At 66.6% G+C, this 13,458-nt stretch carries 11 protein-coding genes and 1 tRNA gene; 9 read left to right on the top strand and 3 right to left on the bottom strand.

Annotation, left to right across the window (positions count from 1 at the left end; all coding sequences use genetic code 11):
• Positions 1–24: 24 nt before the first annotated feature.
• Positions 25–1,428 (bottom strand): flavin monoamine oxidase family protein, encoded by a 1,404-nt coding sequence (locus BLP88_RS08980; RefSeq protein WP_074588562.1) that lies wholly within the window; start codon positions 1,426–1,428, stop codon positions 25–27.
• A gap of 149 nt (positions 1,429–1,577) precedes the next feature.
• Between BLP88_RS08980 and BLP88_RS08975 the strand changes: the two genes are divergently transcribed.
• The gene (locus tag BLP88_RS08975; RefSeq protein ID WP_245679820.1) at positions 1,578–2,249 is read left to right on the top strand and encodes a TetR/AcrR family transcriptional regulator; all 672 of its coding nucleotides are present in this window, start codon (positions 1,578–1,580) and stop codon (positions 2,247–2,249) included.
• A gap of 101 nt (positions 2,250–2,350) precedes the next feature.
• Here the strand turns inward: BLP88_RS08975 and BLP88_RS08970 are convergent.
• A tRNA-Leu gene (locus tag BLP88_RS08970) sits at positions 2,351–2,433 on the bottom strand.
• A 365-nt stretch (positions 2,434–2,798) separates the two neighbouring features.
• Between BLP88_RS08970 and BLP88_RS08965 the strand changes: the two genes are divergently transcribed.
• From BLP88_RS08965 to pknB, 7 genes are read left to right on the top strand one after another with little or no spacing between them, the layout of a single operon-like run.
• Positions 2,799–3,548, top strand: coding sequence for an FHA domain-containing protein (locus BLP88_RS08965; RefSeq protein ID WP_074588559.1), 750 nt, complete (start codon positions 2,799–2,801; stop codon positions 3,546–3,548).
• Positions 3,545–4,024: an FHA domain-containing protein FhaB/FipA gene (locus tag BLP88_RS08960; protein ID WP_074588557.1), complete on the top strand. Its 480-nt coding sequence runs from the start codon at positions 3,545–3,547 to the stop codon at positions 4,022–4,024. The genes BLP88_RS08965 and BLP88_RS08960 overlap by 4 nt, the downstream gene beginning before the upstream one ends.
• A 2-nt stretch (positions 4,025–4,026) precedes the next feature.
• The gene (locus BLP88_RS08955; protein WP_074588556.1) at positions 4,027–5,742 is read left to right on the top strand and encodes a PP2C family serine/threonine-protein phosphatase; all 1,716 of its coding nucleotides are present in this window, start codon (positions 4,027–4,029) and stop codon (positions 5,740–5,742) included.
• A complete protein-coding gene (locus BLP88_RS08950) occupies positions 5,739–7,106 on the top strand; it encodes an FtsW/RodA/SpoVE family cell cycle protein (protein WP_074588762.1) in 1,368 nt (455 codons plus the stop codon). Before BLP88_RS08955 ends, BLP88_RS08950 begins: the two co-directional genes overlap by 4 nt.
• Entirely contained in the window at positions 7,103–8,560 is a 1,458-nt protein-coding gene (locus BLP88_RS08945; protein WP_074588554.1) for a peptidoglycan D,D-transpeptidase FtsI family protein, read from the top strand. The genes BLP88_RS08950 and BLP88_RS08945 overlap by 4 nt, the downstream gene beginning before the upstream one ends.
• Positions 8,557–10,341, top strand: a complete 1,785-nt coding sequence (locus BLP88_RS08940) for a protein kinase domain-containing protein (protein ID WP_074588552.1) — start codon at positions 8,557–8,559, stop codon at positions 10,339–10,341. The genes BLP88_RS08945 and BLP88_RS08940 overlap by 4 nt, the downstream gene beginning before the upstream one ends.
• Before the next feature lie 6 nt (positions 10,342–10,347).
• Positions 10,348–12,282 (top strand): Stk1 family PASTA domain-containing Ser/Thr kinase, encoded by a 1,935-nt coding sequence (gene pknB / locus BLP88_RS08935; protein WP_074588550.1) that lies wholly within the window; start codon positions 10,348–10,350, stop codon positions 12,280–12,282.
• Positions 12,283–12,353: 71 nt separating this feature from the next.
• Here the strand turns inward: pknB and BLP88_RS08930 are convergent, their stop codons facing one another.
• A complete protein-coding gene (locus BLP88_RS08930) occupies positions 12,354–12,995 on the bottom strand; it encodes an aminodeoxychorismate/anthranilate synthase component II (protein WP_074588549.1) in 642 nt (213 codons plus the stop codon).
• A gap of 177 nt (positions 12,996–13,172) precedes the next feature.
• Between BLP88_RS08930 and BLP88_RS08925 the strand changes: the two genes are divergently transcribed.
• Positions 13,173–13,424, top strand: a complete 252-nt coding sequence (locus BLP88_RS08925; RefSeq protein ID WP_074588547.1) for a cell division protein CrgA — start codon at positions 13,173–13,175, stop codon at positions 13,422–13,424.
• The last annotated feature ends 34 nt before the right edge of the window (positions 13,425–13,458 follow it).

Here is a 13,458-nt window from a genome sequence, read left to right as displayed (position 1 = left end):
CGCTCTAATTTTTCCTGCTTGCCTTTAGGCGACCGGCTGCGCTGCCCGGTCGTTCGCCGCGATGATGCGGGCGGCGGTCTTCTTGCCCATGCGCACGGCGCCGTCCACGTGCTGGTAGCCCTCCGCTGCCAGGTCGGAGGAGGACCAGTAGATCGGGCCGACGGCCGTGTGCTGGTCCTTGCCGTAACGGGAGAGTCCGCCGAGGTCGTAGCTGGCCGCGTAGGCGCCACGCGTCCACTCCTCGGAGCCCCAGTCGGAGAGGTAGAAGACGGAAGGGTTCTTGGCTTCGTCGCCCAGGTATTCGGCGATCGAGTCCAGGATGGCGGCCTTGCGGTCCTCTTCGCTCAGTTCGAACATGGCGTCCGCCTTTTCGTCGGAGACGAAGCCGACCAGGGTGCCGCGGGCGTCGCCGTGGTTGGTGTTGTCGTAGACCTCCTGGACCAGGGAGCCCGCGCCGAAGCAGGTGCCGGAAAGGCCGTTTTCGCGCCAGAACGGGGTCTCGTAGACGGCATGCACCTTGATGACCAGGCCCAGGGACTGGTGCTGGTGCATTTGGTGCTGTCGGCGCGGCAGCGGCGGGTTGAAGGACACGCGGCTGTACAGGTTCGGCGGGACGGCCATGATGACGAAGCGGGCGTTGACGGTGGCGCGGTCGGATTCGACCGAAACGCGGTGGCCGGCAGTTTCGTCGCCAGGGGCGGCTTCTTCCCAGTTGATGGTGCGCACCGGGGAGGAGAGTACGACGTCGTCACCCAGTTCCGCGGCGATCCGCAGGGAGACCTGCTGCATGCCGCCGATGACGCGCTTGTCCAGGATGAAGTCCTCATCGGTGAGGTTGCTGAAGGAGCCGGCAGAGGCGGCCATGAGGACTGCCTGGAGGGCGGAGAAGGCGTGGGCGGGCTTGGTCAGCATGCCGCCGGCGATGAACAGGCCGATGTTGTTGCAGGCTTCTTCGTCCGGGGAGTTCTGGCGCAGCCAATGGTGGAAGGAGATCGTGTCGAGCTCGCGGGCCTTGGGGTGGGCCCAGGGCTCCTCGGCGCCGATCTCGGCAGCCAGGCCGTCCAGGATGGCGGTGAGCTTGTCCATCTCGACGGCGGTGCTTTCGCTGACCGGGAAGGAGGCGCCGGTGTAGCGGGTGTGCTTGCGGTCCGCGCCGATGTAAATGGACTCGCCCTCGCGGTAGCGGGAGTACATTTCCAGGCCGAGTTCCTCGAGGGTTTCCATGAGGACGGTCTGGTCCGGGGAGACCCACTGGCCGCCGATTTCGAGCATGGCGCCGTCAATGGTGTCGGTCCAGGTGCGCCCACCCACACGGTCACGGGCTTCGAGAACGGCGACCGTGAGCCCGGCCTTCTTCAGTTCGCGCGCAGCGGTCAGGCCGGACGGACCAGCGCCAACGATGACGACGTCGCGGTCGAGATTCAACATGATGTCCTTTCCGTGGCCGTGCTCCGTTGGCCGGCCTGTAAAGCTATAAATGAATGCCATTCATTTATCCCTACTGTACCCGTGACTTGGGTAACTGGGAAGCCCCCGGTGGAATAATGCTGGAAACGCCGTTTCCAGAAAGGTCACTGATGCCCGAGCCCTCCCCCTCACCGGCCGAAACGAAGCCGCGCCGGAGGGCCGGCCGGCCCGTGGGATCGGTGTTGGACAAGGCCGGCATCACCGCCGCGGCGCTGGCCCTGGTGAGCAGGAAGGGCTACGACGGGCTCACCATGGCGGCCCTGGCCAAATCACTGGGAGTGGCCCCTTCGGCGCTTTACAACCACGTAGGTTCGAAGGACGACGTCCTCAAGCTCGTGGAAGAGGACCTCATGTCCCAGGTGGACTCCAGCGGTTTCGGCACCCTGCCCTGGGAGGACGCCGTCCGGAAATGGGCGTACTCCTACCGCGACATCTTCTCGGCCCACACTCCCCTGATTTCCGTGATCGCCGTCCTTCCCGTCACCGACGCCCCGCAGACCCTCGCCATGTACGAGGCCGTCACCGAAGGCTTCCTCCGCGCCGGCTTCCCCGAAGACCGGATCATTCCCTGCATCGTGGCCCTCGAGGCCTACATCTTCGGCGCCGCCTTCGACGCGACCGCGCCCGCGGACATCTTCGACTCCGGCAAGCTCGCCGAATCCACTCCGCATTTCACGGCAGCCATGCAGAGCCTCGGCCCGGTGAACTACCCCTCGGACCTCGCCTTTAGCATGGGCCTGGACGCCCTGGTTGCCGGATTCGGGGCATTGCGCGGCGGCTGAGAACGCGGCACCTGTCCTGTCCTCATGGCCCCCGGCCGTCGGGGCAGGCCGCGGGGTAACAAAAAACACCCCGGTCCGAAGACCGGGGTGTTTTCGATGCGTGCGCGAGGGGGGATTTGAACCCCCACGCCCTTTCGGACACTGGCACCTGAAGCCAGCGCGTCTGCCGTTCCGCCACTCGCGCGCAACTTCTTCTGCACGGACACAGTCCGCGGGTTTCCCCGCTTCCTGCCCTGCAAAAGCAGCGAGATCAAGCATAACGGACATTGGAGGAAAAACACCAATCGGGCCGCCGCAGGGCTGCCGAACCCCGGATTTACGCGGTTTTCCAGCCCTCTTGGGCCGGGTACACGGGCGCCCGCGATGAACTTTTCCGCAGGCCGGGCCGTTGTGGAATAAGGCCATTCACAGCCATCCCCAGTAGTATCGGGAAAGGAATGGCCCGGATAAGGCCATGCCGTCACGGACTCCAAAGGTCCATGCCTGATGCGGGGAGTGAAGCCCCCGCACAGTTTGTTGCCGGGTCTATGGAACGGAAGGAGGAAGACCATGGGATTGCTCGACAGGGTTGAGCGCGGCATTGAAAAAGCCGTCCGCGGCGTCTTCTCCACCGGCTCCCGGGCCAAGGTGGAACCGGTGGAAATAGCCAGCAGGCTCCGCCGCGAACTGGACAACAAGTCCCTCACCATCGCAGCGGGCCGCACCCTGGCCCCGAACGTCTTTGACGTCCTGCTCAGCGTGGAGGACTTCACCCGGGCCCAGGAGTGGGGTACTCCACTCGCGGAGGAACTGTGCGACGTCGTCATCCAGCACGTCCGCAGCCAGGGGTACACCCTGCAGGGGCCGGTACGGATCTCCTTCCGCCAGGATGACGCCCAGCGCGAGGGCCATTTCGAAATCACGTCCCGGACCGAAAAATCCGGCGGCTCCCCCGCGCCCCGCAGCAATGTTCCTGCGGCTCCGTCGCGGGAACCCTCCCGGCTCCAGCCCGTCCTGGACATCGGCGGCCAGCGCTACTCACTCAACGCGCCCTCGGTGATCCTGGGCCGTTCCTCGGAAGCGGACATCCTCGTGGAGGACACCGGGGTCTCACGCAAGCACCTCGAAATCCGCAGCGAGGGCGGCTTCGTCCGTGCCGTGGACCTGGGCTCCACCAACGGCAGCTACGTCAATGGGCACAAATTGGATGGCAGCACGGAACTCACCGACGGCTCCACGATCACGATGGGACGTACCAAGATCATTTTCAGGCTTCTGAACGTGCAGCCCGGCAGCCACAACCCCGGGGGCCGCGCGTGAGCGAACTGACCATCACGGCCCTGCGCTTCGGCTTTCTGTTGCTCCTGTGGGTGCTGGTTTTCAGCATCGTGTCGGCCATGCGCCGGGACCTCATGATCGGTCGCAAGGCGGCCACGGGCGCCCCGACCGCACGGGAAGTACGCAAGCACCCCGAACTGGCGCCCCCCGCGCCGGTGGCAAAGCAGCAGGCACGGCAGCTCGTCGTCGTCGAAGGTCCGCTCAAGGGCACCACGCTGCCGCTGGCAGCGAGCCCCATCCTGCTCGGCCGCGCCCAGGAAGCCACCCTGGTCCTGGAAGACGACTACGCCTCGGGCCGGCACGCACGCCTGTTCCCGCAGGGCAGCCGCTGGTTCATCGAAGATCTCGGCTCCACCAACGGCACCTACCTGGCCGACCAGCAACTGACCCGGGCCCTGCCGGTGGAGCTTGGCGTCCCCGTGAGGATCGGCAAGACGGTCATTGAATTGAGGCCATAGCCATGGCGTCACCCCAGGCTTCCGAGGGAAAGCCCACGCCTGACGCGCGCCCGCTGATCATGCGGTACGCGGCGCGCTCTGACGTCGGCCGCCTCCGCGCCAAGAACGACGATTCGGCCTACGCGGGCCGCCACCTCGCCGTGGTCGCCGACGGCATGGGCGGGCATGCGGGCGGCGACGTCGCCTCCGCCTCCACCGTCCTGGACATGATCCACCTGGACCACGATGACTATCCCGAAGGCGCCGAAACCGTCCTCGCCGACGAGATCCAGACCGCCAACTCCCTGCTCTCCGAGCTCGTACACATGGATCCGAAGCTGGCCGGCATGGGCACCACCGTCACGGCGCTCCTGCTGGAAGACAAGCAGCTGCACTTCGCCCACATCGGCGATTCCCGTGCCTACCGACTGCGCGGCACCACCTTCGAGCAGATCAGCGTGGACCACACCTTCGTGCAGCGGCTCATCGACGAGGGCCGGCTCCGTCCGGAGGAAGCCGAAACGCATCCGCACAAGAACGTCCTCATGCGGGTGCTCGGCGACGTCGATGCCAGCCCCGAGCTGGACCTGGCGGTCCTGGACGTCGAAGCCGGCGAACGCTGGCTGCTGTGCTCCGACGGGCTGAACTATGTGCCCGGCCCGGTGGTGGAGCAGGTGGTCCGGGAGACCCGCAACCTCGCCGAATGCGCTGAACTGCTGATCCAGCTGACGCTGGCCAACGGCGCCCCGGACAACGTCACCGTGGTGATGCTTGAGATCGCCGAAGAAACCGGCGACGACGTCAACACGGCGTCCGTGGACATCGTCGCCCCCGCCGAACCCGAGTCGGGTGACGCGAAGGAAAGCACCGCGGCCGGTGAAACAGCGCCCGCAAAAGCAGCGGCCGCCAAGCCCGCGGCGGCTGAATCGGTCACCGCTGGAAAGGACGCCGGCACCACGGTTCGCGCCGCTTTCTCCGGGACGACGGGTGACGCGCCCGCCGGCCCGGCACCGACAGCGGCGGGGGACGACGGCGGCACGTCCGCGGGCGAGCCGCCTGCCGTGACGGACCCGCACCTGGGGGAGCACCTTTCCGCCGAGGTCCTCCGCGAGGAACTCGCCTCCCGTCCGCACGAACTGGTGGGTGCCGCCGCCACAGCCGCAGAAACCGGATCCATCCCCACCGTGGCCGGGCGCAGTGTCGCGCGCCGGGCTGCCACCATGCTCACCCACAAAGCCGAACAGGACCGCGAAGAAGTAGTGGTCCTGCCCACCAGGCGGCGCCGTTGGCTCACCATTCTCGCGGCCGCCGTCCTGGCCGTGTTCCTGGTGGCCGGGCTGTGGCTTGGCTATGCCTGGACCCAGACCCGCTTCTACGTGGGCGAATACGACAACCGGGTGGCGATCTTCAACGGAATCTCCCAGCGCCTGGGCCCCATCCAGCTGTCCAACCTGGAATCCGTAACGGAACTGCCCTTGGATTCACTCCCCGAATTCCAGCAGCAGCGCGTGCGGCAGACCATCCCGGCGGACAGCCTCGAGGCGGCGCAGCGCATCGTGCACAACCTTGAGGAACCGGACGATTCCACCCCATCCGCGTGTCCCACGCCGAGCGCGAAGCCGACTCCGTCGCCCGGCGCCAAGGCAACGCCGTCCACCAAGGCTTCGCCCTCAGCCACCCCGTCCGCGTCGCCGACGGCCACGCCGAGCAACGCTTCATGCGAGGAGGTGTCGCCATGATCCAGCCCGACGCCGCACCCAAGCCGCGCCGCAACGTCGAGCTTGCCCTCCTGGTGCTTGCCCTCGCCGTCGGTATCGGTGCCAGCGCCATGGTGGACCTCAACTCCGAGACCCCGTTCGACAACGATTTCTGGTTCCAGTCGAGCCTGCTGGCCGTTGCCGCCTTCGCGTTCCACATTGTGCTGCGCCTGCGGGCGAAATATGCCGATCCGGCAATACTTCCGATTGTGGTGGCCCTGAACGGCCTCGGCCTGGCCCTCATCCACCGGATGGACGGTCCCGGGGACGACACCGGTAACAACCAGTTGCGCTGGACGCTCATTGCGGTCGCCGTCGCGATTACCGTGATCTGGTTCCTGAAGGACCATCGGATCCTGCGCCGTTTCACCTTCATTTCGCTGGCGGCCAGCGCCATTCTGCTGGTGCTGCCGCTGATCCCGTTCATCTCCGCGGGCGAGGTACTGGGCGCCCGGGTCTGGATCCGGCTCGGCCCCATGACCTTCCAGCCCGGCGAAATCGCCAAGATCACCTTGGCCGTATTCTTCGCGGGGTATCTGTCCTCAAACCGGGACCTGATCCTGCTGGCCGGGCGCAAGATCGGGCCGCTGCAGTTCCCGCGGTTCAAGGACATGGGTCCGATGATTACGGCGTGGCTTGTGAGCATTGGTGTGCTGGTGTTCCAGCGCGACCTTGGCTCATCCATCCTGTTCTTCGGCCTGTTCATCGTGATGATCTACGTCGCCACCAGCCGCATCAGTTGGGTGGTGATCGGCCTTGGCCTGATCCTGGGCGGCGGTTTTGTCGCATCGCGGATCTTCCCGCACGTGGGCTTCCGCCTGGACAGCTGGTGGAACGCGTTCACGCCCGAGGTGTACGACCGCTTCCCCGGCGGCAGCCGGCAGATCGTCCAGGGCCTGTTCGGCATGGCCGACGGCGGACTGGTCGGCACGGGCCTTGGCCAGGGCCGTCCGGACCTCGTTCCCTTCGCCAACAGCGACATGATCATCGCCCTGATCGGCGAGGAGCTGGGCCTGATCGGCCTGTTCGCCGTGGTCCTGCTGTACCTGCTGCTGTTCACCCGCGGCTTCCGTGCGGCCCTGGGCACCCGGGACGCCTTCGGCAAGCTGCTCGCCTGCGGACTCTCCTTCGCCATCGCGCTGCAATGCTTCGTGGTGATCGGCGGCGTGACCCGCCTGATCCCGCTGACCGGCCTCACCACGCCGTTCCTGGCGGCAGGCGGCTCCTCGCTGCTGGCCAACTGGATCATCGTGGGCCTGCTGCTGATGATTTCGCACACGGCCCGCAGCCCCATCGACACCACACCCATGACCGATACCCCCAGCGAGGCGGTGAAGCAGCCGTGAACCAGTCCATCCGCAGCGCATGGCTGGCCGCCGTCGCCATGTTCGCCCTGATCTTCGGCGCCATCAGCTACGTCCAGGTAGTTGGTGCTGACGAACTCAATGACAACCCGTGGAACCAGCGGGCGGTCCTGGCCGACTACTGCAAGGACCGCGGCGCAATCATTGTTGCCGGCAAGCCGATCGCCGAGTCGGTGGCCGGGGACGAAACCTGCAGCTTCCAGCGCAAGTACACGCAGCCGGAGCTCTACGCCGGAATTACCGGCTACTTCTCGCGCACGTATGGTGCCAGCGGCCTCGAGCAGGAACTCCGTGACGAGCTCGCCGGCAGCTCGGACCAGCTGTTCCTCGACCGGATCAGCCAGGTCTTCCTGGGCCGCCAGGCGAAGGGCGCTTCCGTTGAGCTCACCCTCGACCCGCAAATCCAGAAGCTCGCCTACGACCTGATCCCGGACGGCCAGCGCGGCTCGATCGTGGTGACGAACCCGAAGACCGGCGCCATCCTCGCCATGGTCTCCAAGCCGTCCTACGACCCGAACCTGATCGCCACCCATGATGTGGCCAAGGAGCAGGCCAGCTTCGAGCAGCTCAACAAGATTCCGGGCATCAACCTGAACCAGTCCGTCAGCGGACCCACAGGTGCCCTGCTGGCTCCCGGCTCGGTCTTCAAGCTGATCGACACTGCGGCCGCCCTGAACTCCGGCAAGTACAACAAGGACAGCGAGCTGCCCAACCCGGCGAGCCTGCCGCTGCCGGGTTCCTCGGCCTCACTGCCGAACTACGCGGGCGGCAACTGCTACACGCGCACCACGGCGGACTTCGCCTTCGCACTGGAGCAGTCCTGCAACACTCCCTTTGCCCGCATCGCCCTGGACCTCGGCCAGGAAGCGATCGCGGACCAGGCGCGCAAGTTCGGCTTCGGCCAGGACTTCGGTGACCAGCTCAAACTCCAGTCCGCGGTCAGCGTCTTCCCTCCGGACCTGGACGATGCCGCCCTGGCACAATCCGCCGTCGGGCAGCGGGACGTCAAGGCGACGCCGCTGCAGATCGCGATGATGACCGCCGCGATCGCCAACGGCGGCGTGCAGATGAAACCGAACCTCATCAAGAATGTGCGCGCCCCTGACCTGCGGGTCATTAGCGAACCCGAGCCGGAAGTCCTCCGCAACTCGACCAGCCCCGCGATCGCGCGCCAGATCACCGAGTGGATGACCGGCGTCGTGTCCAAGGGCATCGGCGGGGGCGCCGCCGTCCCGGGCGTGGAGGTGGCCGGAAAGACCGGCACCGCCCAGCTGGGAGACAGCGGCTTGAACAATTCATGGTTTACCGGGTTCGCCCCGGCAAATGACCCGCAGGTGGCCGTCACCATCGTGATCGAAGGTGTCGATGTGACCACCGGCGCACAGCTAACCAGTCCGAATGCGAAGAAGATCTTTGAGGCGGTGTTGAACAAGTGAGACCTACGTCAGGAATCACCCTCGGCGGCAGGTTCCAGCTGACCAGCCGGATTGCGATCGGGGGGATGGGGGAGGTCTGGAAGGCCAAGGACCAGGTCCTGGGCCGCATCGTCGCCATCAAGGTCCTCAAGGAGGAATACACGGGCGACCCCGGCTTCCTGCAGCGGTTCCGCGCCGAGGCGCGCCACACGGCCCTCCTGAACCACGTGGGAATCGCCAACGTGTTCGACTACGGGGAGGAAGAAGGCTCCGCCTACCTCGTCATGGAACTAGTGCCGGGCCAGCCCCTGAGCACCATCCTTGAACGGGAACGCGTACTTTCGCCGGACCGCGCCATGTCCATCATTTCGCAGACCGCCCGTGCGCTGGCCGTGGCCCACGCCCAGGGCCTGGTGCACCGCGACGTGAAGCCAGGCAACCTGCTCATCACCCCGGACGGCCGGGTCAAGGTGACGGACTTCGGTATCGCGCGCCTCGCGGACCAGGTACCGCTAACCCAGACCGGCCAGGTCATGGGAACCGCGCAGTACCTCGCCCCCGAGCAGGCCACCGGGCAGACCGCGACCGGCTCGTCGGACATATATTCCCTGGGCGTTATCGGTTACGAGTCCCTCACAGGACACCGCCCGTTCTCCGGCGAATCGCAGATCGCCATCGCCCTCGCCCAGGTCAACGACGCCCCGCCGCCGCTGCCGGAGAGCCTTCCGGTTCCGGTCCGGGCCCTGCTGATGTCGATGCTGGCCAAGGATCCCAGGAACCGTCCGGCGGATGCCATCAAGCTGGCTGAAGCCGCCGAAGCAATCCGCGCGGGGAATATCTCCGCGGCACACGCCGCCGTTCCCGGGATGCTCCTGTTCGAAGGGGCCACCGGCCCCATTACGGCGCCCACCGGCGTCGCGACCGCGGCGACCGGGATTGTGGGCACTGCCCACGGCAGGGAACAGACGACGGCGACTTCCGCGCTTCCGGTGCTCGGTGCAGGGGCAGTTGCGGGAGCCGCAGCCGGCCAGCAGCCCTCCCGCTCCGACTCCCTGGCGGCCGAACGGAACTACAACCCGGACGAGTCCAGAGTGCTCTACACCGAAGAGGACGAGGAGGACTACGAGCCGCAGCCGGCCCGCAGGAAGCGCAGCCCGTGGACCTGGCCGCTGATTGCCCTGCTGCTCCTGCTCCTCTTCGCCGGGCTGGGCTTCCTGCTCACCCAAATGGGGCTGTTCAACCCGGTGTCCCCGGCGCCGTCGTCGAGCACGAGCCGTCCGGTGTCGACCAGTGCCTCGCCCAGTTCGGCCTCGCCCAGCGCCACGGAGACCTCGGAGACGCCAAGCCCGACCGAATCCACGCCGGCCACGGTGGACCTGATTCCGGCACAGTATCTCGGCCGCCCTTACGAGACCGTCCGCAGTGAACTAATCGCTCTTGGCTTCGCGGTGAAGGGAACAGAGGTTTTCAACACGTCCACACCGGGTACCGTTACCAACATCGAGCCTTCGGGCCCGGTCTTGAAGGGGGAAACCATCGAGGTCAGTTATTCGAAGGGGCCGGAAAAGATTGCCGTTCCCACCATCGCCGCGGGCGCCACGGAAGCCCAGGTCCGGGCCGCCATCGAAGGCGCCGGGCTGCGCTGGGTGAAGGGTGACCCGGTCGAAGGCGAGGTCGGCCAGGCGCCGGACACCTTCGTCAGCACCGAGCCACGCGCGGGCACCGAGGTCAACTCGGGCGCCACCGTCGTCTACCATCTGTCCAAGGCCACTGCATCACCGTCCCCGTCGTCCACCAAATAGGAACCCATGGATACCCGACGTTCGGCACCCGCGCACAGAGAGGACAGCCATCCGGTGACAGACCAGCGCGTCCTCAACGGGCGGTATGAACTAGGAGAACTCCTGGGCCGCGGCGGCATGGCGGATGTGCACCGCGGTACTGACACGCTGCTCGGCCGCACCGTGGCCGTGAAGCTGCTGCGCGCGGACCTGGCCCGGGACCCCCAGTTCCAGGCCAGGTTCAAGCGTGAGGCCCACGCCGTGGCGTCGTTGAACCATCCCTCGATTGTGGCGATCTACGACACCGGTGAATACACCGTGGACGCCGGCCACGGCGAGACCGTCCGGGTTCCGTACATCGTCATGGAGTACGTGTCCGGCCGGACTCTGCGGGAGCTGATCCGCAGCAATGAGCTGGACATCAACAAGGCCGTGGAGCTCTGCCTCGGCGTCCTGTCCGCCCTGGAATACAGCCACAAGGCCGGAATCGTCCACCGCGACATCAAGCCCGGAAATGTCATGGTCTGCGACGACAACACCGTGAAGGTGATGGACTTCGGCATCGCACGGGCCATCGCCGATTCGGCCGCCACCATGACGCAGACGCAGGCCGTGGTGGGCACCGCCCAGTACCTGTCCCCGGAGCAGGCCCGCGGTGAAGCAGTGGACGCCCGGAGCGACCTCTACTCCGCGGCGTGCTTGCTCTTCGAGATGCTGACTTCGCGGCCCCCCTTCACAGGAGACAGCCCGGTCTCGCTCGCGTACCAGCACGTCCGGGAAACGCCCGCGGCGCCAAGCAGCTTCAACCCCGAAGTTTCCGAGGCACTGGACAGCGTCCTGGCGAAGGGCCTGCAGAAGGAGCGGGCGGACCGGTTCCCGGACGCCGCCGCCTTCCGCCGCGCCCTGCGCGCGGCCCTCAACGGCATAGCAGTCCCCGCAGTCACGGAACCGGAAACGGCGAACGGAACGGACGACGTCGGCCCCGGGGCCGGGCAGGACAGCGAACCGGAGACGCTGGTCGGCTTCACCGGCATCGGCTTCCTCGACGGCAATGCGGGCCGCAACCACGCGAACGAGGAACCGCTGCCGGCAAACTACACCGACGAGCCCGACGACGACGCCATGCCGCTCGGCTTCCCGCCCGAACGCGAGCGGACGCGGCGCCAGAAGTCACGACGCCGGGCATGGACCGCCGTCGTCATCCTCTTCACCGTGCTGGTCCTGGCGGGCGTCGGCCTGGGGCTGTACTACTTCATGAACCAGAAGCCGGCCGAGCCGGTCAAGGTCCTGATCCCGTCGGTCGCCAACATGAGCGAAGCCGACGCCATCCGCAGGATCTACGACGCGAAGCTCGTTCCCGACGCTCCCGTGCGGGTGAACGACGACAAAATCCCGCAGGGAACGGCCATCGGCACGGACCCGTCCGTAGGCACGGAAGTGGCCGAGGGAAGCCATGTCACCCTGAAGGTCTCCGACGGGCCCAGTTCCGTCACCGTGCCCAAGAACCTGGCGAACCAGACCGAGGCCGCCGCGCGGGACATGCTGCGCCTGGTGGGCCTGACGGCTAGCACCATCATCGGAAACAGTCCCTCCGTTCCGGCAGGCTCCGTCATCAGCAGCAACCCTGCGCCCGGGGCGGTCGTGGCGCCTGGAAGCCCCGTTCAGCTGGTGGTTTCCAGCGGCAAGGTGGCGATGCCGCAGCTCGTGGGCCGGACGCGCGCCGAGGCAGAGAAGGCCCTGCAGGACCTCGGCCTGACGATGGAAGTAGTGGAGCAGGAAAACAGCCAGGTAGCTCCGGGAACCGTCACCAGGCAGAGCACTGAAGCGAAGGCCCTCGTGGACCAGGGCAGCACGGTCACGGTGACAGTGGCGAAGGCCCCGGCGCCGGCGCCGGAGCCGACGCCCACCCCGTCCGAGACGCCGAAGCCGAAACCCACCCAAAGCGGCAAATCCCAGGGATAAGGGCACCCCGGCGGCCGGACTACCAGCCCGCTGGCTCTCGGTTGAAGGGGGCTCTTGGTTGAAGGGCTGGCTTAGCGCTGGATCAGCGGGCTGAGGGTTGCAGCCTTCGCGGCCGCACCGGCCATGCCGAGCGATTCGAGCCAGTTGCCCAGCATCTGGTAGCCGCCCTCGGTGAGTACCGACTCGGGGTGGAACTGCACTCCGCACAGGGGAGCAGTCTTGTGCTGCAGGCCCATGACTACGCCGTTGGCGGTTTCTGCTGTGATCTCCAGGACGTCCGGAATGGTCTCGCGGACGGCCGCCAGGGAGTGGTACCGGGTGGCCGTCACCGGGGAGGGCAGTCCGGCGAAGACACTCTTACCCTCATGCTGTACCGGGGAAGTCTTGCCGTGCATGAGTTCCGGGGCGTGGGTGACCGTGCCGCCGTAGGCTTCGGCCAGCGCCTGGTGGCCCAGGCACACACCGAACATGGGCTTGTTGTTTTTGCCGCACCATTTGATGAGCTCGATGCAGACCCCGGCTTCGGCCGGCGTTCCCGGGCCGGGGGAGACCAGGACGCCGTCGCGGGCGTCGGCAAGCTCGATCGCCTCCGCAAGGGTGACGTCGTCGTTGCGGACCACCGTGGTTTCCGCACCCAGCTCCTGCAGGTAGCCCACCAGGGTGTAGACAAAGCTGTCGTAGTTGTCGACGACGAGGATCTTGGTTGTGCTCATGGCTGCTGTACTGAACCCATCGTTGAGGCCGCACGGAGCGCACCCGAAGTCCGGCTAGACTTGGCAGCTAGAGACGAACCCGGAAGTACCGCGAACGCGCAGACCGCTGGAATTTTCCTTCCTGCAGGATATCAAGCCGGCACGCGGCCCTTCATTCAAAAAGGCCCAGGAGGAACCGTGCCCGAGTCGAAGCCCCGCAAGCGGCCTGCCCGCACTGTTGAGACCGCCGCCAAGGAGCAGTACAAGCCGAACCCGGTCTGGTTCAAGCCGGTAATGTTCGGCCTCATGATCGTCGGGCTGCTGTGGATCATCACCTTCTACATCACCAGCGGCCAGTACCCCGTGGCGGCATGGGAATCCTGGAATATCGTGGCCGGCTTCGGCATCGCGATCGCGGGCTTCCTCATGACCACGCGCTGGCGTTCCTGAACCATCTTTTCCGGAAGCGGCCTCACATTCCGTC

The sequence above is a fragment of the Arthrobacter cupressi genome (assembly GCF_900099975.1).
Lineage (GTDB): Bacteria > Actinomycetota > Actinomycetes > Actinomycetales > Micrococcaceae > Arthrobacter > Arthrobacter cupressi.
The sequence above is the reverse complement of the archived record's forward strand: the minus strand, read 5'-3'. Positions and strand labels throughout refer to the sequence as shown.